General features: G+C 38.0%; 20 protein-coding genes. 2 read left to right on the forward strand and 18 right to left on the reverse strand.

What is annotated here, in order from left to right; genetic code table 11:
* Positions 1-41 precede the first annotated feature (41 nt).
* Positions 42-824, reverse strand: a complete 783-nt coding sequence (locus ACXAE4_RS18290; protein WP_028413678.1) for a YibE/F family protein — start codon at positions 822-824, stop codon at positions 42-44.
* A complete protein-coding gene (locus ACXAE4_RS18295) occupies positions 821-1,813 on the reverse strand; it encodes a YibE/F family protein (protein ID WP_034264529.1) in 993 nt (330 codons plus the stop codon). Before ACXAE4_RS18295 ends, ACXAE4_RS18290 begins: the two co-directional genes overlap by 4 nt.
* Before the next feature lie 551 nt (positions 1,814-2,364).
* On the opposite strand from ACXAE4_RS18295, the gene ACXAE4_RS18300 reads away from it, so the two are divergent.
* Positions 2,365-2,931 (forward strand): peptidoglycan-binding domain-containing protein, encoded by a 567-nt coding sequence (locus ACXAE4_RS18300; protein WP_154988978.1) that lies wholly within the window; start codon positions 2,365-2,367, stop codon positions 2,929-2,931.
* A gap of 224 nt (positions 2,932-3,155) precedes the next feature.
* Here the strand turns inward: ACXAE4_RS18300 and ACXAE4_RS18305 are convergent, their stop codons facing one another.
* From ACXAE4_RS18305 to ACXAE4_RS18315, 3 genes are all read right to left on the reverse strand, one after another.
* Entirely contained in the window at positions 3,156-3,476 is a 321-nt protein-coding gene (locus tag ACXAE4_RS18305) for a 2Fe-2S iron-sulfur cluster-binding protein (RefSeq protein WP_034264498.1), read from the reverse strand.
* Positions 3,477-4,072: 596 nt separating this feature from the next.
* Positions 4,073-5,380, reverse strand: a complete 1,308-nt coding sequence (locus ACXAE4_RS18310; protein ID WP_028413683.1) for an MFS transporter — start codon at positions 5,378-5,380, stop codon at positions 4,073-4,075.
* A gap of 212 nt (positions 5,381-5,592) precedes the next feature.
* On the reverse strand, positions 5,593-6,150 hold the full coding sequence (locus tag ACXAE4_RS18315) for a YdhK family protein (RefSeq protein WP_154988980.1): 558 nt from the start codon (positions 6,148-6,150) through the stop codon (positions 5,593-5,595).
* Positions 6,151-6,378: 228 nt separating this feature from the next.
* On the opposite strand from ACXAE4_RS18315, the gene ACXAE4_RS18320 reads away from it, so the two are divergent.
* The gene (locus ACXAE4_RS18320; RefSeq protein ID WP_154988982.1) at positions 6,379-6,807 is read left to right on the forward strand and encodes a YhfM domain-containing protein; all 429 of its coding nucleotides are present in this window, start codon (positions 6,379-6,381) and stop codon (positions 6,805-6,807) included.
* 138 nt (positions 6,808-6,945) lie between these two features.
* Here the strand turns inward: ACXAE4_RS18320 and ACXAE4_RS18325 are convergent, their stop codons facing one another.
* The 13 genes from ACXAE4_RS18325 to ACXAE4_RS18385 all read right to left on the reverse strand — a co-directional run bounded on the left by ACXAE4_RS18325 (position 6,946) and on the right by ACXAE4_RS18385 (position 22,969).
* Positions 6,946-9,363: a heavy metal translocating P-type ATPase gene (locus ACXAE4_RS18325; RefSeq protein ID WP_289578870.1), complete on the reverse strand. Its 2,418-nt coding sequence runs from the start codon at positions 9,361-9,363 to the stop codon at positions 6,946-6,948.
* A gap of 85 nt (positions 9,364-9,448) precedes the next feature.
* Complete coding sequence (copZ, locus tag ACXAE4_RS18330) at positions 9,449-9,655, reverse strand: copper chaperone CopZ (protein ID WP_013082796.1); 207 nt, start codon at positions 9,653-9,655, stop codon at positions 9,449-9,451.
* Between the two features lie 14 nt (positions 9,656-9,669).
* Complete coding sequence (locus tag ACXAE4_RS18335) at positions 9,670-10,002, reverse strand: metal-sensitive transcriptional regulator (protein ID WP_014460516.1); 333 nt, start codon at positions 10,000-10,002, stop codon at positions 9,670-9,672.
* 119 nt (positions 10,003-10,121) lie between these two features.
* Entirely contained in the window at positions 10,122-10,802 is a 681-nt protein-coding gene (locus ACXAE4_RS18340) for a response regulator transcription factor (protein WP_028413687.1), read from the reverse strand.
* Position 10,803: 1 nt separating this feature from the next.
* Complete coding sequence (locus ACXAE4_RS18345) at positions 10,804-12,180, reverse strand: sensor histidine kinase (RefSeq protein ID WP_154988984.1); 1,377 nt, start codon at positions 12,178-12,180, stop codon at positions 10,804-10,806.
* 547 nt (positions 12,181-12,727) lie between these two features.
* On the reverse strand, positions 12,728-13,147 hold the full coding sequence (locus tag ACXAE4_RS18350; RefSeq protein WP_028413689.1) for a universal stress protein: 420 nt from the start codon (positions 13,145-13,147) through the stop codon (positions 12,728-12,730).
* A gap of 226 nt (positions 13,148-13,373) precedes the next feature.
* On the reverse strand, positions 13,374-13,571 hold the full coding sequence (locus ACXAE4_RS18355) for an IDEAL domain-containing protein (protein ID WP_013082792.1): 198 nt from the start codon (positions 13,569-13,571) through the stop codon (positions 13,374-13,376).
* Positions 13,572-13,915: 344 nt separating this feature from the next.
* Entirely contained in the window at positions 13,916-15,412 is a 1,497-nt protein-coding gene (locus tag ACXAE4_RS18360; RefSeq protein WP_154988986.1) for a CoA transferase, read from the reverse strand.
* A 243-nt stretch (positions 15,413-15,655) separates the two neighbouring features.
* Positions 15,656-15,901, reverse strand: coding sequence for a DUF2164 domain-containing protein (locus tag ACXAE4_RS18365; protein WP_013082790.1), 246 nt, complete (start codon positions 15,899-15,901; stop codon positions 15,656-15,658).
* 117 nt (positions 15,902-16,018) lie between these two features.
* Positions 16,019-17,383 carry a glycoside-pentoside-hexuronide (GPH):cation symporter gene (locus tag ACXAE4_RS18370; protein WP_154988988.1) on the reverse strand — a complete coding sequence of 455 codons (1,365 nt, stop codon included), beginning with the start codon at positions 17,381-17,383 and terminating at the stop codon, positions 16,019-16,021.
* 95 nt (positions 17,384-17,478) lie between these two features.
* Complete coding sequence (locus ACXAE4_RS18375; protein WP_289578867.1) at positions 17,479-19,428, reverse strand: beta-galactosidase; 1,950 nt, start codon at positions 19,426-19,428, stop codon at positions 17,479-17,481.
* A 610-nt stretch (positions 19,429-20,038) separates the two neighbouring features.
* Complete coding sequence (locus tag ACXAE4_RS18380; RefSeq protein ID WP_289578866.1) at positions 20,039-21,436, reverse strand: glycoside hydrolase family 28 protein; 1,398 nt, start codon at positions 21,434-21,436, stop codon at positions 20,039-20,041.
* Between the two features lie 42 nt (positions 21,437-21,478).
* The gene (locus tag ACXAE4_RS18385; RefSeq protein ID WP_154988992.1) at positions 21,479-22,969 is read right to left on the reverse strand and encodes a UxaA family hydrolase; all 1,491 of its coding nucleotides are present in this window, start codon (positions 22,967-22,969) and stop codon (positions 21,479-21,481) included.
* Between the last annotated feature and the right edge of the window lie 3 nt (positions 22,970-22,972).

Here is a 22,972-nt window from a genome sequence, read left to right on the forward strand (position 1 = left end):
GTTTTTTATGACTTTCTGTTTTTATTTGTCCATACGCTTCTCTACTTTATTTCCTTGTACTGCTTCCCTTTTTCTCTTTTTTGTAAGAAAATAGAGGCACTAATCCAAGAGGTAATCGGAATAATAATGGCTACACCAATGCCCCCGCTTAAAATAGAAATGACTTCTGCACAAAAGGTTTTTGAATTGATAATGTCTCCAAACGAATACGACAATCTCTTAAACCAGATAATTAACGTCAAATATCCGCCTACAAAGGCAAAATACAGTGTATTGGTTGTGGTGCCCAAAATATCTCTTCCGATTTTCAAACCAGAATTGAAGAGATTCTTTTTAGTTACGGACGGATCATGAACAAATAATTCATTCATAGAAGACGAAATAGATAGCGAAATATCAATGATCGCTCCTATGGCACCCATAATAATTGTACAAATGGCTATTTTAGCAAAGTCAATTCCAACATAAAGTGAAAAAGCGTTAATTTCTTCTTCCTGTTCTTCTCCAAATCCTTGAATCATTGCATGATGTTCAATAATAAAAATAAAGAGTACTAAAACAGCTAAGGTAATAATTGTTGAAACAAACGCAGCAAGCGTTTTATGATTGAATTTATTAATATAAAATAAATTAATGCAGCTAATGATTGTACAAGCGATCAACGTAACAACAATCGTATTTTTTATAGACAGCATAAAGAGAATGGTGAGAAAAATAACGCCAAAATTCAAGAACAGCGCAAGGAAAGACCGGATTCCTTTTTTTCCGCCCACAATACTCATCAGAATAAATAAAATAAGAGCAAGCAATAGTAAAACGTTCACTTTCTGTTCCCCTTTCTAAAAATAAAAAGAATCGAAAGATAGAGTGTAATGGGAATCGTTAAAACAATACCAATGCTGCCAGTAAGAGCACGGATTAACTCCAAGGAGAAATTCATCGAAAACGTATATCCTAAAGGAGAGCCATTCTTTAAATAAAGAAGAACCATTGGGATTGTTCCGCTTATATATGAAAAAAATAAAATATTCGTCATAGCTCCCATGATGTCTCCGCCAATTTCTTTGCCTGATTTCAGTAAATCTTTGCGCGCGATCTCTTTATTTTTTTCATATAGTTCATAGACAGAAGAAGTAATCGTAATCGCTACATCCATAACAGCCCCTAAAGATCCTATTAATACCTCACTCATAAATATTTTTTGAGGAGGAATCGTTACAAACTCCATTCCTTCATAATGAAGGCCATTAGAATCTGTTAATTGCATGACACCATACGCGATTAAAAGCGAAACAAATGTACCTATTAAAGTTGAAATAATCGCTACATGCGTTTTTTCTTTATTACCGCTTACTAATAACAAAGAAATAACCGTAAAAAGAACGACCGCAACAATACATACAGCTAGCAAGCTCACATTCCCTAGTGCTAAATATACATTGAGGGCCCCGATTAAAAGAACAATATTAATAAATAAGCTAATGATTGAATAAAAACCTTGTTTTCTTCCAATAGCCAGCAAAATTAATATAAATAAACCAGCGACAGCGGTAACCTGCTTGTCCCGCTTCACTCCTTCAATCGTTCCATTTAGAGCATGCTGTGAATTCTTTTCTAAGGAGACAAAAAGATCTGTTCCGACAGTATACTTTTGATCATAAGCACCTGAATACGAGTACGTATTCTCTAAATGGATAAGCCTTCCTTTATATTTTCCGTTCATTATTTTAGCAACAATTTCCTGAGAGTATACGGTATCTTTGTTATGATTTAAATCAGCAGATTTGTTTTTTTCTACAACATTCGTCTTCACTACCTCAGCTATTGGTTTTTTATAAAGAGAATAATTGTGGTTTGTTACAACGAGCGCTATACACAAACAGCAAATCCCTAATATGTAGAGAAAAATTTGTTTCCTTGATGACTTATTGGACTTTATTTTCGAAAAAAGGTTCCTTATGTGCTGAGCATACAAAGTAGACATAAATACTTTCCTTTCTGGTTATCGGTTGAACGCAGAGCTTTTGAACATGAAGAGACTGCAAAGAGATCCAAATTCCCTTTGCAGTCTTTTCATTCGTTTATTATGAGCGTTATAGAGCAAGACATACTCCAAGTACACAAGACGCTTAAACCTACTGTTTTTTCCCTTCCGTACTGTATCAGAGAAAAATGAAATTATAGTGAAAACATAGAACGATTTATCTACTTCACTAGTTTTTTATGACTATCTTATATAATCATAGGAATATAAAAACAAATAGAAAACTGGCTGCGCTATAATAAGTTGACTTTATAGCTACTAATTAGTTATAAAGCTCATGAAAAGCGACAAATAGTTGCTAAAAACAAGGAGGTTATTTCATGTTAACGAAAAAAACACTTGTCATGCTTTCTACTCTTACGCTTGCAACAACATGCGTAGCATTCAGCACTCCAACTACTGAAGCAGCTGCTAAAGATGCCTACTCACAAAAAATTGAAGCTAAAGCAGAAACGAGGCCTACGCTTCGTAAAGGTTCCCACTCTAGCTACGTAAGAGACTTACAGCAAAGTTTAAAGGATGTGAAGTATAACACATCAGTTGATGGAATTTTCGGTACGCGAACGCAAAATGTAGTAAAAGAATTTCAAACCGATCACCGCTTGTCTCCAGATGGTATTGTTGGTCCCTTAACATGGGCAGCTTTAGATGAGAACAAGGTAGAAAGAAAGCAATTTCCTGTCAGCACGGCTATTGCATTCGGTAAAAAAGAACTCGATGACAACATTGTCTTCAGTACAGACGACCGCTTACGGAAAGATAACAACGATAAAGCTTACTATAGATTCGTAGCAAAAAATAAAGACTGGATGGATCAAGGGGGATCAGGTACCATAGGCTGGTATCATATTTACAAAAGTGGAGATGTGATTGAAGAATCCAATTAAATCTATTTGCAGATAACGGTTCGAAAAAAGCCTTTATAATCACTCTTTTGAGTGATTTACTGCCCGCCTTACAGAATGCTAAAATTTAAAGGAATCATTCCGTAGGTATTTTACTTGAACAAGAACAGCTGCTACTCCCCGTAGCTGTTCTTGTTATTTTTTTAAGTAAACATACAAAAAGCAGCATGTAAACATTCCACACGCTGCTTTTTGCAATTACATGGCTACTCTGCGGGTCGAGGTCCTGCTTCTCGTCCTGAGCTTTCTACCGTTAGTATTGGCCGAACGGTGACATCTTCATTTACACGAATTTGGCATGATAAGCGCAAATGATCTTCAATTGAACTTTCTGAGTATGCATTTTTCTCCGCGTGTGTTAAGTCACAATATTCACCTTCGAGCACTTCTACCCTGCAAGTTGTGCATTTGGCTTTTCCGCCGCACCGATGAAGAATGTTTATACCGTTGTCTTCGAGTGCCAAGACAAGCTTTTTTCCTTTTGCCACTTCAAAACTTCCGTATCCTAAAACGGTTACTCTTGGCATATATCTCCCTCTTTCCCTCTACTGTATCCAAGCGATTTGAATTACACTCTATGCAGTTTTTTTGTTGCATGCCTAAGTTGCAATCCATTATTTCTACTGATTGCGACGTCTGTTTGTACGTTACAGACCCCTTTTACATGCCTAGATCCAATTAAGAAGACCATCGTTTTGTAATACGGCCACTAAAACGACAAGCCCCAGTATAATAACAGGTATCAGTGCTTTTAAAATTTGGTACTTAGATAATTCTATGCGCTGAGGTTCCTTTAACAAATGACTTTGATTTAACTCAGTATTGCTTTCACTTTCTTTATGATTCATGTTCCTCTGCCTTTCTATTTTTTTATAGTGCGGTTCGTATCTACTTCTGCTGAAATCACAAAAATAGACACAGAATTTCTTCATAAAAATCATCTTAACCTTTTTAAGAACATGCTATACTAACAATTCTGTTTTAAAATAAGTCTCTATCATATGTTTTAAACAAACAAATTTACCTTATTTCCCTTCTTAATAGCGTTTCTCACATCGCTAAACGCACAAGCAAGGTCGTTATTTATAATCAAAAGTAAAACCCCATAACGAGTCATGGGGTTTTACTTCGTACGTTGATTTTTTGGAATTTTAATTTGTTTAATATCTCCTAGCACATAAATATAAAAAATTAAGCCTAGCAACAATACAATTCCCGCTACAATAAAGCTTAGATTAAAAGAACCAGTTTTATCCAAAAGATATCCCGTTAAAGCTGTCGCTATAATTCCACCAAACAAATTATTAGCTAAATTAACAATAGAACTGAGAAGAGAAATAGAGCCTGCAGGCGCAATTTCAGCGGAAATAGACCAGCCGATTGGTGCCGTTGCAGATATACCTGCCAGTCCAATCGAAATACAAATCATCGCTACGACGACATTATCGGTGAAAATAGAGCCTAAAAACACAAACCCTAAGCATAACCCTACTATAATGATCGTACGATATACGTTTTGACTGTTATACCCTTTTTTTATAAGGTAATCAACAAGCCAGCCGCCAACTAAAATGCCAGCAAATGTAGCAATTAGCCAAGGTACTGCCGTAAGCAGGCCCGATGACATGATATCCATACCGTATTTTTCTTTTAAAAAAGTTGGCAGCCACGTTAACAGTAAATTAAACGTATATCCATAGCCTGTAAACCCAATCATTAGCCCCCAAACTTTCCGATTCGTAAATAATACTTTTAAGGTATGTAAAAATTTTGATGTTTGCTCATCGTTTGCATTTAAATTATTTTCTTGAATATACTTCAACTCATCATCTGATATGCGTCTATGCTTTTCTGGCTTTTCGTAATAAAACCAAAACAGCAGCGTAAACAGCACGTTTATAATTCCAATGGATAAAAATGCTGTGCGCCAATCAAATTTGGTGATGAGAAATGCTACAAGAGGCGCGCCAAGTACATTTGAAAATTTGGCCGCTGAATCAAACAAAGAATTTGGTAAGCTTCTTTCGTTTGGAGGAAACCATAGCGACGTAGCTTTTGATGCTGCCGGAAATGCGGAAGCACTCATTATTCCTATTAAAAACCGGACAATATAGAGAAGAAGTTTTCCTTGCAAAAAAGCCATCGACATCGTTAATAAACTCCAAATAACCATACCGACTCTTGTCACCCATGCTACTCCGAACCGATCAAGCAAGCTTCCAGCAGGTATTTGCATGATCGTATAAGAATACGTATAAATAGAAAAGACAATTCCAAGCTCTGTTCCCGTTAAGTGAAATGCATCTTGTATTGCAGGAGCGGCCACTGACACCGCTACACGATCAAAATAGTTTAAAATAATCATACTGCTTAACAAAGATGAAATGAACCATCGTGTGCGTCCTGTTCGCTTTACTGTATGTTCACTCATAGCTAGCTCCTTTCATCAGTAGTTTGTTCGTTTTATTACCGTAGCATTCTACTTAATACCACAGCTAGAAGACACTACATAAAATCTAAGCTCACCATACCCATAAAAAATCCGAACAATGAATCGAGATTCTCAATCAAGAATCTTGATTCATCGTTCGGATCTTCTTTCACCAAAAATACTTTTGTCCAGCCTTTTTTCTCGCTAACAGTCTATTTTGCTGAAAGCTCATCTTCCGTTACCCACTTATGATTTTTCACTTTCTCTCCGCCTGTAGTCGGCGTGTAGTCTACCATATATACCGTTGTTTTTTCGGCTGAATCAATCGTTGCTTTTGCCCCTTTCATACCTTTCATATGGTCTGCTTCAAGCGTTACTTCGCTACCTGTCTTTATCTGCTTGTTACCCGCATCTTTTATTTCTTCTTGAATAACCCACTTATGATTTTTTACTTTTTCCCCGCCAGTCTTTGGCGTATACGAAACGGTATAGGCCGTAGTATCGTAAGCACCAACAATCGTTGCTTCAGCCCCGTTCATGCCTTTCATATGATCAGCTTTCATAACGGCTTTATCTCCAACTTTATATGTTGGATTTTCAGCTTGCTTTAATCCTTTTGAAACCTCTCCTGAACTAGAGTGATTCATCTCTGAGTGATCGTGCATGGATTCATTTTTGTCAGCTGAAGGTTTTTCATGACTAGAATCGTTTCCGCATCCGCTTAGTCCAATAATGACAGATGCACCAAGAATAAATAGCTGTTTTTTCATGACAGTCCCTCTTTTCCACCTAATAAATTTTAAAATGAAAATCCTTTAATCCTTAGAAACAACTTATCTTTGCATACTCTTCTTCTTTTCTTTATTGTAGCCAGACTTTGTGCAGATTTTGTGAAGATGAAGGTAATTAGGTACGAAAATTTCCTGTGCCTAAAAAAGGCCTTCGTATGAAACACTTACCACTAGGAAAAAGTATAAAAATAAAAGGAGGAAAGAAACATGCTAAAAATACGCTTTGCTCTATCCTCACTCTTACTTGTAGTTAGCTTGGTGATGGGAGCCCCCTTTGCTTCCGCACAGTCCACGCTCTCACCTAGCGTACAAAAGATAGAAGTAACGTCCATTAAAATGAAAATACTCAAAACGTTTATCGATGAACAAGATATGAATACATTCACCAATAGTATAAAAAAGGCTGAGCGCATGAAACTTCTCTTAGATGAAGAATCTGCTGGGAGCATCGATTGCAAAATGACCATTACCTATGGAGATGATTCCAGCCGTCATTATTTCATTTGGATTATGGATGATGGACGTGATGTGTTAATTGCTCAGCAAAAGCATCCAGAAGACCTTCATCTTAAAGGGTATGAATTGAATCAAAAAAATTCCTTGCACCTGACAAAGCTGCTAAAGAATATTCTTTAGCAGCTTTGCTTTTGGATCACTTTCACCGAGAGTGGCTCGATGACTCCAATATTTTTTAGTTTATATTTCCCACACAGCATATACTGCTATGACAGCAAGCACGTACAAAATAGCTGAGATGATCCACTTTTTCATACCTTATAGCCTCACTCTCTGCAATCGCAGTGCATTTAATACAACCGATACGGAACTAAAAGCCATCGCGGCACCAGCAACCCAAGGAGCTAACAGCCCAACTGCTGCAATTGGAATACCGAGCGTGTTATAACCCATCGCCCAGAATAGATTTTGCTTAATATTAGAAATCGTTTTTCTACTCATTTCAATCGCATCTGCAATGCTCATCAAGTCTCCTCGCATCAGCGTAATATCAGCGGCTTCCATCGCTACATCCGTTCCTGTTCCAATCGCCATTCCAATATCAGCTAACGCAAGTGCAGGAGCATCGTTAATACCATCTCCTACCATTGCGACTTTTTTACCTTGCTGCTGAAGCTTTTTCACTTCTTCTGCTTTGCCTTCTGGCAACACTTCTGCTATAACGTGCTCAATACCCGCTTGCATCGCAATAGCCTGAGCTGTTTGACGATTATCTCCGGTAATCATCATCACTTCTAAGCCCATCTCTTTTAACCTAGAAACTGCTTCTTTAGAAGTCTCTTTAATAGTGTCTGCAACAGCAAGCATGCCGGCATATTTTCCGTCAAGAGCAAAGAGCATGGCCGTTTTTCCTTCTCGTTCTAAATTTGTCATTTCTTCTAAAGCTGCATCAATATTCACTTTATGTTGGTTCATAAGCTTTCTTGTTCCTACTAACAGCTCTCGTTCTTGTACAGTTGCCCTTACTCCATGCCCTGGAATCGCTTCAAAAGATAACGGATCTTGAATTTCTATACCTTTATTTTTTATACCTGCTACGAGTGCTTGAGCTAGAGGATGCTCCGATAAACGCTCAGCTGATGCAACTAACTGTAATAGCTCATTTTCTTCGTAGCCCTGTGCAATACGTACATCGGTTAGCTCAGGCGTTCCATTTGTAACAGTTCCCGTTTTATCTAAAAGAATTGTATCGATTTTATGCGTCGCTTCTAAATGCTCGCCGCCTTTAAACAAAATACCAAATTCTGCTGCGCGGCCCGACCCCGCCATAATGGAAGTTGGAGTAGCTAAACCTAATGCGCATGGACATGCGATCACTAATACGGCAATAAGCTTTTCTAAAGCCGGTGCAAATTCGCCAGGCACAATCCAGATATACCAGACAAAGAACGTAAGAAGAGCAATTCCAACCACAATTGGCACGAATATACCTGAAATATAATCAGCTAATCTCTGAATAGGGGCTTTAGACCCCTGCGCTTCTTCTACTACTTTAATAATTTGCGCAAGCGCCGTCTCTTTTCCAACGTTTGTAGCTTTTATTTTTAGAAAACCATTTTTATTGAGTGTGGCTCCAATTACTTTATCTCCAATGCTTTTATCTACCGGTACGCTTTCCCCTGTCAGCATGGACTCATCTAAAGCCGATTGTCCTTCAATAACCTCTCCGTCTACAGGTACTTTTTCACCGGGTTTAATAAAAATAACTTCGTCTTTTTGCACTTCTTCCACTGGAATTTCAATTTCCGCTCCGTCTCTTACTACAACGGCCGTTTTAGCTTGTAAACCCATCATCTTTTTAATTGCTTCTGAAGAACGGCCTTTGGCATTGGCTTCAAATAATTTCCCTAAAAGAATCAGCGTAATTAATATAGCACTCGTTTCATAGTAAAGCTGAGTAGTATGAGCAGATGAGCCAAGCGATTTAAGAGAAGAGTATAAACTATAGAAATAAGCTGCGCTTGTACCTAGTGCTACTAAAACATCCATGTTGGCACTTTTGTTACGAAGAGCTTTAAATGCGCCTATATAAAATTGCTTCCCTACGACGAATTGAACAGGCGTAGCTAAAGCGAGCTGAACCCATGGATTCATCAGCATATGAGGCAAAGGAATAAACGACGTAAACGTAAAATGACTAACCATTGCCCATAATAACGGTACGCTTAAAATAAATGAAAACCAAAACTTTCCTTTTTGTTTACTCAGTTCTTTTTCTCTGTAGCTTTGCTCTTCTTCTTTTTCTTCTGACTTTAGCTTGGCTCCGTATCCAAGCTTTTCAACTCGCTGCGTTATGTCTTGCGGATCTATTTGAGAAGGGCTGTATTCAACAGAAGCCGTTTCTAAAGCAAGGTTAACACTTGCCTTTGTCACGCCTTCTAATTTGTTTAACCCTTTTTCAATACGAGTCGAACAAGCGGCGCACGTCATGCCCGTAATAGCAAATTCGGCTTTTTCACTTACAACTCCGTACCCAAGCTTTTCGATTTTTTCTTCAAAGGCCTGTGGACTTGTTTTAGACGGATCAAATATGATAGTAGATCTTTCCAAAGCCAAATTCACGTTTGCTTCTTTTACACCTTCTATTTTTTTTAACCCTTTTTCAATCCGGTTAGAACACGCTGCGCATGTCATACCCGTAATTTGCAAGGTGGCTTCTTTTTGTTTGTCACTCACCGCATTTCGCCTCCTGTTATATACCTATAAGGGGTATATATTTCTCCTAAATCAAGCGTGCGAAGGTATTCGCACGCGATGCTGTTTATGCTACGTCATAACCTTGGTCATCAATAGCTTCTTTAATATCTTCGACCGTTACTTGACTTGGATCAAATGCAACCGTTACTTTTGCATCTTCTAAGCTTACTTCTACGCTTTTAACGCCATTAAGTTCGCCTACGCCGCCTTCAACAGCTTTGACACAATGACCGCAAGACATTCCTTGTACTGATAATGTTACGTTTTCCATTTCTAGCATCTCCTTTATTTCATTAATCGTTTAATGGTTGTTAATAATTCATCCACTACTTCTTCATCACCAGCTTGCACACGTTCTACAATGCAATGCTTCAAGTGACCTTCAAGCAAAATTTTACTTACACTATTCAAAGCAGACTGCGCAGCTGCGATTTGAGTAATCACGTCGTCACAATACGTATCTTTTTCAATTAATCCTTTAATTCCTCGAATTTGTCCTTCAATTCGATTTAATCGGCTTGTTAGGTTTTTTTTCACTTCTGGAGAATGGTGACTTTTTCTTTCACTATTTATCGTACAACATTTTTCTTCACTATTCATGTGATTCGCTTCGACCATCTAACATCCTCCCTTCATAACTTCATGATACTATACCCCCCTACCCTATGTAAAGCGAAAAGCTGGCTTCTGCTTACTTTATCTTTTCACCAATTTTAGTAGCTATGCTCATATCATTTTCAACTAACATCAACCCACTTATAGCCTATTCCCCATACGGTTTGCAAGTATTCGTCTACGGGAAAGCCCGCTTTTCTAAGCTTATCCCGAACATTTCGCACATGAGAGTCAATAGTACGGTCTCCAATCTCCGCCTCATATCCCCACACTAACACAAGCAAGTCGTCTCGGCTGAACACACGATTTAAATGCTGAAGAAGTAACCCCACCAATTCAAACTCTTTAGGCGTTACTTGAATCTGCTGATCTTTATATTGTAATACGTGATTTTCCTTGCTCCATACTAACCCTTTGTAGGTGATTTCATGTTTTTCCTTTAACGAACGTCTAAGAACCGCACCGATGCGTGCAACCAATTCTTCTTCGCTAAACGGTTTGGTAATATAGTCGTCTGCCCCTATATTTAATCCTTTTACTACATCTAATGTTTGGCTGCGGGCTGTGAGCATAATGACAGGTAGATCAGACATTTTTCTTACTTCTTGGCAAATCTCCCACCCATCTTCGCTTGGCATCATAATATCTAATAACATCAAATCTGCTTTGTTACCTTCATAAAGATAGCGCAGCGCTTCTGTGCCTTTTTCAAATTTTATACATGTAAATCCGTTTGGCAGCAGATAAAGTTCTAGTAAATCCAGCATCCTTGCTTCATCATCTACTAATAAAATAGTTGCCATCCTATCCATCCTTTCTTAATACAATCTCTACAGTCGTACCTTTTCCCGTCTCGCTTGTGATTGTTATTTCTCCTCCATGAGCTTCTACAATCTCCTTTACAATTGATAAGCCTAATCCGTATCCTCCGCTTTTTCTCGAGCGGGATTTTTCCACTCGATACAGCTTGTCAAATACGTAAGGTAGATCTTTTTCTGGAATGCCTATTCCTTGATCTTTAAGAGTTATTGTCAATGATTCAGCTGATTTTTTTACACTTAAATCAATTTTAGTCCCTTCTTTTGAATAGTTCATTGCGTTATCAAGTAAATTGATAATCACTTGCTGAAATCTTTCAGGATCTAGTGAAACGTAAAGACCTTTAGGGCAGCTTATCTCCAGCTCCATCTCTTTTTCTTTTAAAGCTAAATGAAAATGCGCGCATACGGTGTGCAAATACATAGCTAGCTCTACTTTTTGTTTTTGAATAAAAAATGTATGCTGATCCAGCTGCGCCAGCTGAAACAAATCTTTGACTAACTGTGAAATTCTTCCTGCTTCTTCTTCCACAATAGCAAGATACTTATCACGTTCTTGCGGTGTATTAGAAGGCCTTCTTGCTACGTCTGCATAGCCCTTTAAATACATCAAAGGCGTTTGAAGTTCATGTGAAATGCTGCTTAAAAATTCATTTCGCTCTTTTCGTAACCGCTGCAGCTCATTCGCTAACGACTGAATGGACATTCCTAATTGTCCGAGTTCATCTCTTGAATGAGCGCCAAGTTTCACAGACAAATCTCCTTGACTCAGCTTCTCAGTTGCTTTTTTCATTTTGATTAAAGGAGCGGTTATAAATTTAGACAGAGCAAAAATAGTCACAATGGAAAATAAAACGGACACAGCTCCCGCTACGTAAAAATGATGCTGTAGTCTCGCAATCATTTCGTGAATATCCTTTGTGTTTTTGAACATATAAACCGTTCCGAACTGTTGATGGCCTTCTTTAATAGGTGATGCCGTGGCGATATAAGGTTTGCTTTTCCAGTCGCCTTGCATAATTTCACCTTTATATGTAAGAGACTTTCCTTTCCATTTCTCTACTGCTTTTCTTGCACCTTGAATTAAAGGCCTAGACGAACTGATAATTTTTCCTGTTTTATCCGTTATGATAACATCAGTTTCTGCTTCTGATTCCATCAGTGCAACATGGTTAAGCGTAGCAGAATCATGATGCTTCTCTAATACTTCCCGGTGACTGTTTCCTCTTAAACGCAAGCTTTGCAGCTCCTCTGAAATTCGTGTATTGGCAAGACCGCTATATAAATAGAAAAAGAGAGCGGCTTCAATTAGTAAAATGAACATTAAAAACAAGAGTCCAAGCTTAATAGAAATACGATTCATTTATTCACATCCCTTGCTTTCATTATAAAAGTAATAAATGAAGAAACTGTGCAGAATAAAACATACCTAATTAAATAACGATTATTCTTTGACATTTTACCACGGGTATCTGACAGCTTAGCGTATGAAGTAAGTTTATCATACAGCAAATTTCGAACTTACGAAGCGTGCAGCAATACATAATCCAAAAGCAAAAAGAGATTGAGACATAACAAAATCACTCTAATCTAAAGACGAACGAATTGGATAAGGGAGCTAGTATAAATTACTGGTCACACCGCAGTTGATTTCCGTGCAAGACTTCGCTTTCCGCGGGCGGCCGCTGAGCCTCCTCGTTGCTTACGCTCCTGCGGGGTCTCACCTGTTCCGCTTTCCCCGCAGGAGTCTTCGTCTTACCCTCCAATCAACTGCTAGAAGCAACTATATACATGAAACCTACGTTCACCATACCAATAAAAAAATCCAAACGAGTTGGATTCTTCATCAAGAATCTCGATTCATCGTTCGGATTTTTCTTTAACTAAACTACTTTTACCCCAGCCTCTTTTTATTTAACAATAATAACAGGACATTCTGCGGATTGAGCAACTTCGTGACTTACACTTCCTAGAAAGGTCTCTTTAACAAAGCCCTTTCCTCGGCTTCCTATTACAATGACGTCTTGTTGATTGTCACGTGCGTATTCAATAATTTTCTTTGAAGCAGTGCCTTCTACACCGTATGCCTCATATGGAATACCTGATTGAGTTAAATGATTGTGAGCTTCAGATAAAATATCGCGGTTTTCTTCTTCTATCAGTGCGTCCAAGTCAACGCTAAAAACAGGCTGCTGCAAGTGAATTCTTTCCTTAATATGTACAATTGTCAGCTTATTAGCATTTACGCTTTCAGCTAGTTTACTTGCATGTTGAAGAGCACGAATAGAAGGTGCGGAACCATCAAAGGCGACTAAGATTTTGTTATACATATCAAGAACCCTCTCTCTTTTTGTTCTTTCATGATGTATTACCATCTAGATGCTGTAGATGATAAAGCAAAAAATAATAAAGTAAGAGACTTCTTGATTTTTGCTTTATCATCCATACTATACTTTTACCGCTTTCAGAAAAAACAAAACATTTATCCGTTTTTTTCCATATGAAAAGCCTTTGCTCACTAGAAGCAAAGGCTGATTGTTTATGTTAGTAGGTTATTTAACAAACTTCTTTTAACTCTTCAGTTAAACGTAAAAAAGTTTCTTTATCTCTTTTTTCTAAAGACTGATCGATTTGCAGTAAAAGCTGTGCTTTTTTAAAGTCACGAAGAGATTTGTTTAGCACTAGTTGAGCTGCTGTCGCGTCTGATACTTTTACTTCTTCTCGTGTCATTTTGCGGGACGTATAGTTTTCCATTACAAGTCAACTCCTCATCCTTTTCGCTATTATATAAGAAATCATATAATTATTCAAATATTTTTTCTTATTTTTCATTTTAAATTTGACCCCCAAAAACCGAGATTAAGACATAGCGAAATCAATTCAATCTAAAGACAAACAAATTGGATACATGAGCTGAACCGCTTGTGACACCGCTGTTGATTTCCGTGCAAGCGCTAGAAACACCTACCCCCATAAACGAAACCTACGTTCATCACAATAACAAAAAAATCCGAACGAGTTGGATCCTTTATCAAGAATCTCGATTCATCGTTCGGATTTTCTTTCCACTAAAATAATTTTGTCTCAGCCTCTTGTTATCACAACCACTCTGGGCGTGAAGAACCTCGAGGAACGAGAACCGTCTTATATTCCCCTGGAGTTTCCGACATTTCGATTTGTTCTGTAAGCCCTTGGTACAATCCTAAAGGTGTTTGGGCTGTAAAGAGATCCGGTGCAATGTACTCATGCTTCTCTGACGAACCAGCTGTTTGATGGGCGTATGTTTTGTCATAGATGCCCATTGATAAGATCCATAAAGATACGCGATCTAATGATACACGCACGCGGTAGCTGCCTCCTTCTTTTGCTCTTCTTTCTAGTGCCATTAAAGCACCAACTTCAAGCAGCCAAGAAACTGCATAATCATTGACAACTACAATAGGAGGCAGCTGAGGATTTTCTGGCGATCCTTCTAACGCCATGACTCCCGTTACGCTTCCCGCTGTCTGGTCAAATCCATTTCTTTTTGCCCACTCTCCTTGCGTCCCGTGCAGGTTAACGGTGCAGTGGATGATGCCTGGTTTTAGTTCTGCACACTCTTCAGCTGTTAGACCGTATCTCTCTAGAAATCCGTAGCGACGGTTCGCAAAAAAGATATCGGCTTCTTTTAGAAGTTCAACCATTTTTTCTTTTCCTTCTTTTTCACCGATATCCAGCGTTGAAGAGCGCATACCGACATTAGACGTAGCGTAAATCGTATCATGCTCCCAATCCGTTGGCTTCCAAATATTTAAGACGTCCGCACCGTGTAAAGCGAGAGCTCTACCGAATCCTGCTCCTGCAATAACGTGACCAAGACCTAATGCTCGAATACCATCTAGCGGCGTTTTAGGATTCTTGGAAAAAGGAATCGGCTCACTTTCTCCAATCTTTTCAATTTCAACTAAAGGAAGCTGAGCTATTTCTTCATACACGGCTTCTTTCATAAACTTTTCAATTGTCCGCACAACAGGCATGATAACTCCTCGCTCCGCTGCAGCTTTTTCCAATTCTTCTGCATTCCATCCGCGAATCGCTTTTGCCACTGCATCAGGGTCTTCTATACAATTTAATAGCTTGAGCGTTTCATGCTTAGAGCGTGGATACGGATTCAGCGGCATTACCCATTTGCCGTCTTTTGTTTGATAAAAGCGAAAGCCTAATGGATTATAAGGATCATTTGCTTTACTCGGGGCATACCCATTAAGCTTTTCCCATTTTTTATCGTAAAAAGGTGATAATCTTCGGATCGCTTTTCGTAAATCCATATGAATATCTTGACCTTTTCCTCCGCGTATTCTCCAAATTTTTGAGACAGCTACTGACTTAGCAACCAGTGCAATAGCTGCTGCTGAGGCAAGTCGCAGCGTACTAGGAACAATCGGATCTTCTCCGTAAAATGTAATGTTTCCTCCGCTGTCTTTTGCTGATAAGCCGACTCCTTGAAGCACATTTTCCAGCTCTTGATAGATATCAAAATCACTATTATCCGTTAAACGATTTTCATTTGCTTTCACAATAGATTTTGTTAGCTGACCTTTCGTAATGTTGCTCATGTGTAGTCCCTTCTTTCCTCATATAATTACCTCATTATGTCCCTGCTTGCTGAAGTTATGCCCTCATCAAGTTAAATCAAAACACTTTAAATATAACCTTTACGTTAACGTTAATATTATCTTAAAACGAATGTATCATATATCACTTGGGCGAACAAATAATTTGTTTCATAAACAAACAAAAGCGCTTTATGTTTTTGTACATAAAACGCTTTTTTCCTATTTCATATTTTCTTTTTCGAACTACTTTTCGATTGGTTTTTTTAATGCATGTAAATTTTCTTCTGCAGAAAGCATGACCTGGTTCATAATATCTTCCGCATCTTTAATGGCTTGGTTATAAAAGTGAGGACCTATATGTTCTTTAATAAACTCCAATACATTTTCCGCTGCAAATTCACTGATTTCTTCATCTCGTTCGTTATAAAAAAACGTTTGAATTTCATTCAGCATTTTATCTTTGTCTTCTTTTGAAAAATTAATAAACATAAACAAAACTCCTCTTTACATTGATATCTGTCTACCTGACATCATAGCAAGAGGAGCTGAGAAAATGCAGTCTTTTTTTCTTGTGATTTTTGTGTACAATGCTTGTGTTGATTTGAATTAGCTAGACACTTTCATAGCCGGTTTTTCTTTTATGCGGCCTGAGCGCTTTTTCATATCTTGTAAAATTTCTAAATATCTCTTTTCCGTCAACTCATATTTTACGAGTGGGACAAGTGATAACAAGCAGAGAATACCCGGAATAATCGTAAAGATTAAAGCAATCCAAATGAGCGTGCTGTGTGACTGAATTTGATTTGGCACGTACCCTACTGCTGAAAGGATGTACCCACCTACTGCTCCACCCACTGCTGAAGCGACCTTTGTTTTGAAAATATTCGTAGAAAACACCATTCCTTCTGCTCGGTTCCCCGTTTTCCATTCGCCGTATTCTACACAGTCAGCGAGCATAGACGTTTGAGCAATGTTACTAACCCCACCGCCAAAAGAAGCTAAAAAGCTTAAAATCATCACTGGCATAACGTGGAAACCCGTTGCAAACATTGTAAGAGTGGCTACAGCATTTAGGGCAATTCCCCCTATTGCTGCACGTTTCTTTCCAAATTTATTTGAAATGAAAGGAGACGCGATCGCTCCTACAATTTGTGCGGTAAAAAATAAGGTTAAATAAAGAGACGCGATGTTCTCTGCATTTAAATTGTATTTAAAATAGTAAATAGAAAACGTAGTTCGAATCGTTAAAATTGTTTCAACTAAAAGCATCGAGAAAATCAGGTAGCGCAACGGTCTATTTTGAATAAATAAGTTCCAAACTGCTTTTGGCGTCTGCTTTTCCTGTCTTTTTACGGTATAGTTTTCTTTTACTCCTGAAAATGTGATGATCATTGTAATCATTAAGATACACGCATAAATAAGACTAAGCATAAACCAGTTTCCAAAATAATGAGCTAGTGGAAGAGTTAATAAACTAGCAAATAAAGACCCTACTGCTGCAATTGTTCTAGGAAAAGCTACAACTTTATTTCGTTCTTTTACATCTTGTGTAATCGTTGCTGAAAGCGACCAATAAGGAATATCCATGATAGCAAAGCTTGTTCCCCACGCGATATAAGTGATATAAGCATAAATTAATTTTCCTGTGTGAGAAAGATCAGGACTAATAAAACACGCGACTGTAGCAACAGCTGCAAAAAATCCGCCTATTAAAAGATAGGGCCTAAACTTACCAAATCTCGTTTCTGTATTATCAACAATCATTCCGATAATAATGTCTGCAATTCCATCCCATATCCTTGCAATAAGAAATAAGGTTCCTACGGCTGCAGCATTTAATCCTACGCTGTCCGTATAAAAAATCATTAAATATGTACTTGTTAATGCATAAATAATATTGTTTCCAAAGCTCCCCATTCCGTATGATAATACGGTCTTTAGAGAAACTTTTGACTGTACCCCCATGCTCATATAACCTAACTCCCTTCTCCTATAAAACGCTTTCATATCATATTATGAGTGACTAGAATCTCATTGCTTTATGAGATTCTAGTCTCCTGTTGCTACTACATGTTTTCTACAACTCGACTTTCGTAAGGCTGCAGAACAATATCTTTAAATACTTTTACTTCTGGCGTATGGTTCATAAGGAAGTAATAACTTGTCTCTCCAAGCTTGCGAGGATATACTTCAACTCCATCTTCACTTTCCGTATGCTCAATCTGCTGCTGTTTTACAATATCAAGCGCAATTTTTTCAAACGTTTGCCCTTCAATTCCACAGCCTACATAATAAACCGTCCCGCGACCAAACTGATTTTTTGTTACAGCGGCTTGATTATAAAATGGATCATCATACTCATACAGCACTTCAGCTGTTACAGGTGTGATAATGTCTCTCCACACGGACGCACTTGCTTGTTCTCCTTCATACGATCCTTTTCCTTTAATAGCTGCTTTTTGAGTAGAAGACAGTGCTTCCACTTCATGAATTTCAATCCCTGTTATTTCTTTTACATATCCGGGCAGCGTCTGTTTAAAGTGAATATTATTTTGTTTGTCTTTAATGCCGGTTCTAAACGTAAAAACGATAACGCCTCCGCTTTCAGTAAATTCAGTAAATCTTTTACCTAGTTCTTCATCAATGATTTGCAAAGCTGGAACAACCAGTACTTTATAGCTTGAAAAATCTCTTGTAGCAGGAATAACATCAATAGGTGTATTCAACTTATAAAACGGTGTATACCCTCTAAGAAGCTCTTGCGTAAAGTCAAACCCTTCACTTTGCTGCTGAAAGCGCCATGACCATATATTTTCATAGTCATATAAAACAGCAACATCCGACTTAATGTCAGATTCAAGTACATGTTCGTACTTAACGATTTCACTAAATAACGACTGAACTTCTTTGTAGCGTCTTCCATAATGATTATCGTGACCTACAATTCCGTAGCAGTATTGCTCAGCTCCTCTTGTCATTCCGCGCCAACGGAAATACAGCAGGTCCGTGCATCCATGAGCAAACGCTTGATAAGACCACATTTTTGCCTGATTAGGCCTCGGTAGATAACCGATGACATCATGACCTTGAGCACCCATTAATTCCTCTACAATCCAGAAATTTTTATGTAGCAGACCTCTATTAAAATCATGTCCCAGTGCAATATGAGCAGGGGTAATCGGCTCTGTTTGACCGCCCCATACCGGATAATTGTCATAGGATACAAAGTCCATGACTTCTAGATTCTCTTCATGGTCAAACCATTTATCAAAAAAGCCTCCTGAGACGTTCGTTGTCAACAGCTGGTGATCACCTTTATATCTCTTCACAATTGCTGTTTGTTCATGAGCATATCTGTTTAACGAAAAAGAGCGAAAGCGCGCCCAATCAAGCTTTAACGAAGGACTGTGTGTCGTAATTGTTTTTACAGGCATAGGCACTTCGGTAAAGTCGTTATACGTTTGTCCCCAGAAAATAGTGCCATACTTTTCATTTAACTCATTAATATCTTTATATTTTCTTTCCAAAAACTGCTGAAACTCTTTATGACATTGTTCGCAGTAACACATATCACTGCCTTCATGGCCAAATTCATTGTCAACTTGCCATGCTACGATTGCTTCTTCTGAGCAGTAGTGCTTTACTAGTTGTTCTGTAATCTGAGCGCTATACTGCCGGTAAAGAGGAGAATTAAAACAATATTGACGTCTTCCTCCAAATGCTCTGACCGCCCCATTTTCATCTATTGATAAAATAGAAGGATGCTGCTTCGCAAGCCAAGCCGGAAAAGTGGCAGTAGGGGTACCAAACATAATGTCAATATTCTGTTTTTTAAGCTTATTGATAACGCTATCAAAAAAAGAAAAGTCATATTGCCCTTCTTTAGGCTCCATAAGATGCCAAGCGAACTCCCCTATTCTCACCATATTTGATCCTAACTCTTTAATACCTTGGATATCTTCTTCTATCATATTCTCTGGCCAATGTTCAGGGTAATAATCGACGCCGATGTACATTTTTCTCTACTCCTATCTATTTCTTTATTTCATTAAATGAACGTTTTGCTGTTACTTGTTAAGGTATTCTTGGAAACGGTGATCAAAAGCAAAAAAATCACATTTCCTATCTTCATAAATAATTCTCTATTCAACTTTTAAGATACATACTTTCTAATCTTTTAAAACGCTTACAAGTTTATTTTATGAACTTTATTCAAAATATTCAATGGTAAAAATTTAGAGAAAAACATCCTTTTTTTGCTCTTTATTAAAATAAAGAATAAAACGCTTACAAAGACAAATGTTTTTATAATTCTTTTATATATCTTCCCTCACACTTCCCACATCCACATTTAGGTAATAAATTGCTTAGAAAACAATCTTCAAAAGTCATTTCTTTCATACATGTTATCTATCAATTAGTAAGAGTCATTTGACTTATCTATAAAATAGTAAAAATTCCAGAGCAGGTTTTTACCATTATTAACACATTGATCCTACGTTCACCATCACAACAAAAAAAAGACCGCACAATGAATCGATAATCTCGATTCATTGTGCGGATACTTCTTGGGCTAAAATACGTTTGTTCTACCTCTTACTTGCAGCTGATTATGAACACGCCCTTTTACGGATTTGTATTCATGCAGCTTCCATTTATACAAAACTCTTCAAACACAGGGCTCTTTACATTCTCCATTAACAATGGGGTTGCAACATGCTGGAAATTAGAATGATGAATTGTTAGGTTTGTAACGGGAGAACGTTCATAGGCTCGAATCCATAAGCCGTATTTCCCTCCATTACTTTGCAAATTTTCTATGTTGATATTACGAACGACGGGCGTAAAATTCCCTGTGTCTCCTTCTTCATAGTACATGTCTATTTGAATCACTTCACTGCCAACGCTTTTGACCGTATTGCTGCTAAAGTCGATATCTTCAATCGTTCCGCCGCGAACTGAATTTGTTTTAATGCGCAGCGCCCGGTCTAGATTGGGACTGTCCATAACATTGTGCTGAGCAAATACGTTCCGGACGCTTCCTGATATTTCGCTGCCGATCACAACGCCCCCGTGGCCATCTTTCATTTCGTTTCCTTCAATAATAATATTTTCACTTGGTACGTTGATTCTTCTTCCATCTGCATTACGCCCCGACTTAATCGCAATACAATCATCTCCATTGTCAAAATAAGAATCTTTAATAAGCACATTTTTACTCGATTCAGGGTCTACTCCATCATTATTAGGACCATGACCTATAATTTTTACATCATCAATTAAAATGTTCTCGCTTAAGACAGGGTTGATTTGCCACATGGGCGAATTTAAAATGGTTACACCTTTTATCATAATATTTTTGCTGTGATAAGGCTGAATAAAACTAGGTCTCAAATAGTGCCCTTTGCCAAATACGCGCTCTTTAACAGGAACTTTCTCTTCTGCCATTTTAAACAGCAAATCGCGATCTTGCTGTTGATTGGGCTCGCCTTCTTTCCATCCAAACTCCTTTTTTCCTTTCCAGGGCCACCAATGTTCGTTATCACCCTGTCCATCTAACGTACCTTCTCCTGTAATCGCAATATTTTTTTCGTTATAAGCATAGATAAGCGGTGAATAATTATATAGCTCCACGCCTTCCCATCTTGTTAAGACAGCAGGTAAGTATTTGTCAGGATTTTGACTAAACTTAATGGTAGCTTTTTTCATTACATGAAGATTTACATTGCTTTTTAAATAAATCGCACCGGTAACATAAGTTCCTGGTGGAACAACAACGCGCCCTCCTCCTGCTTTGTTAGCCGCTTCGATTGCTTTTTTAAAAGCAGCCGTTGAATCAGACTTTCCATCTCCTGCTGCTCCGTACCGCTTAATATTAAACGTACGGTTCGGAAATGAAGGAGGCTGAATTTGTTCTTTAACTGCTGTTATTTTTTCACTTGCTGAAAGAGCTTCTCCTTGGGCAGAAAACGGTAAAATAAGCATCAGAGTCATCACAAACAAAGAAAGCACATATTTTTTCACTAGCTTTTCCCCTTTCGTTTAACAATCTAGTAACCGACTTATTTATAAAGTAACGCCTGTTTTAAAAATGGCCATTTCTTTAAAATCATTTTTTTCGTTATTTACAAGCTCTCCGCTAGAAACCCCGATCATGTACTCAATAAAGCTTTCTAACGTAGCTTCTTCTGTGTCACCTTCAACCAGTACCCCTCCATTAAAATCAATCCAGTGCGGCTTCTTGTTATAAAGAGCGGTGTTTGTAGAAATTTTTATAGTGGGCACAAACGTTCCAAACGGCGTTCCTCGTCCCGTTGTAAACAGTACAATATGACACCCTGAAGCCGCTAAAGCAGTTGAGGCAACTAAATCATTTCCAGGAGCACTTAGTAAATTTAAACCGTTAGTTTGTAAGCGATCTCCGTAATTTAACACGTCTACGACTGGGGCCGTGCCTGCTTTTTGAGTACAGCCAAGTGATTTATCTTCTAACGTTGTAATGCCGCCTGCTTTATTGCCGGGAGAAGGATTTTCATACACCGGCTGTTCATGATTGAGAAAATACGTTTTAAAGTCATTAACCAGATGAACAATTTTATCAAATGTTTGTTCATCAACAGCTCTTTCCATTAGCAGGGTTTCTGCACCAAACATTTCAGGTACTTCTGTTAAAACTGTTGTGCCTCCTTGGGCAATGAGCCAGTCAGAGAATTTACCGAGCAGCGGATTTGCTGTAATACCAGATAATCCATCTGACCCACCGCATTTAAGACCTACTTTCAGCCTGGAAATATCAACGTCTTCTCTTTTATCATCTTTAGCAGCAGCATAAATTTCTTTTAACAAAGTGACTCCTGCCTCAATTTCATCCTCGACGTCTTGAGATTGTAAAAACTTCACTCTGCTTTCATCAATTGTACCTAGCGCTTGTTTAAATTCTGTTAAGCTATTATTCTCACATCCAAGCCCTAATACTAATACGCCTCCAGCATTTGGATGCTGTACCATTCTCGTAAGCATGGTTCTTGTATTAAGGTGATCATCACCGAGCTGAGAACATCCGTAATTGTGTTTTAAAACGGTTACATGTTCAAAAGGCGAGATATCACCTATTTCTTTTTGAAACTGTTTAATCATTTGTTCGGCTATACCATTTACGCACCCTACCGTTGGAATAATCCAAAGCTCATTTCTAATTCCAATGTCTCCGTTTTTGCGGCGATATCCTTTAAACGTTAGCGATTGTTTTTTTTCTTTAGGAGCTGCTAACTTTTGATGAAATTCATATTCGTTAACATTATTTAAATTTGTTTTTGTGTTATGCGTATGCACCCATTCACCAGGTAAAATAGAGTGCGTCGCATGCCCGATTGGAAAACCATATTTTATAATGTTGCCGCCCGCTGAAATTGGCGTAAGAGCTATTTTATGGCCCCTTTTTACTTCTTCTTTTAGAGAAATTTCTTTTCCATCAACCATAAGGTTCTCTTGTGCTAAAAAATCTCGTAAAGCTACTGCTACATTATCTTCCTCATGAATACGAATTACTTCTTTCATATG

It is taken from the genome of Priestia sp. ABM2_011 (genome assembly GCF_056158845.1).

Coding starts and splice junctions, on each gene's coding strand:
- ACXAE4_RS18360 (WP_154988986.1), bottom strand. CDS start 15,412: ATGAGCAACATTACGAAAGGTCAGCTAACAAAATCTATTGTGAAAGCA.
- ACXAE4_RS18370 (WP_154988988.1), bottom strand. CDS start 17,383: ATGAGCATGGGGGTACAGTCAAAAGTTTCTCTAAAGACCGTATTATCA.
- ACXAE4_RS18365 (WP_013082790.1), bottom strand. CDS start 15,901: ATGTTTATTAATTTTTCAAAAGAAGACAAAGATAAAATGCTGAATGAA.
- ACXAE4_RS18355 (WP_013082792.1), bottom strand. CDS start 13,571: ATGGAAAACTATACGTCCCGCAAAATGACACGAGAAGAAGTAAAAGTA.
- ACXAE4_RS18340 (WP_028413687.1), bottom strand. CDS start 10,802: ATGGCAACTATTTTATTAGTAGATGATGAAGCAAGGATGCTGGATTTA.
- ACXAE4_RS18335 (WP_014460516.1), bottom strand. CDS start 10,002: ATGGTCGAAGCGAATCACATGAATAGTGAAGAAAAATGTTGTACGATA.
- ACXAE4_RS18345 (WP_154988984.1), bottom strand. CDS start 12,180: ATGAATCGTATTTCTATTAAGCTTGGACTCTTGTTTTTAATGTTCATT.
- copZ (WP_013082796.1), bottom strand. CDS start 9,655: ATGGAAAACGTAACATTATCAGTACAAGGAATGTCTTGCGGTCATTGT.
- ACXAE4_RS18300 (WP_154988978.1), top strand. CDS start 2,365: ATGTTAACGAAAAAAACACTTGTCATGCTTTCTACTCTTACGCTTGCA.
- ACXAE4_RS18315 (WP_154988980.1), bottom strand. CDS start 6,150: ATGAAAAAACAGCTATTTATTCTTGGTGCATCTGTCATTATTGGACTA.
- ACXAE4_RS18305 (WP_034264498.1), bottom strand. CDS start 3,476: ATGCCAAGAGTAACCGTTTTAGGATACGGAAGTTTTGAAGTGGCAAAA.
- ACXAE4_RS18320 (WP_154988982.1), top strand. CDS start 6,379: ATGCTAAAAATACGCTTTGCTCTATCCTCACTCTTACTTGTAGTTAGC.
- ACXAE4_RS18385 (WP_154988992.1), bottom strand. CDS start 22,969: ATGAAAGAAGTAATTCGTATTCATGAGGAAGATAATGTAGCAGTAGCT.
- ACXAE4_RS18350 (WP_028413689.1), bottom strand. CDS start 13,147: ATGTATAACAAAATCTTAGTCGCCTTTGATGGTTCCGCACCTTCTATT.
- ACXAE4_RS18310 (WP_028413683.1), bottom strand. CDS start 5,380: ATGAGTGAACATACAGTAAAGCGAACAGGACGCACACGATGGTTCATT.
- ACXAE4_RS18375 (WP_289578867.1), bottom strand. CDS start 19,428: ATGTACATCGGCGTCGATTATTACCCTGAACATTGGCCAGAGAATATG.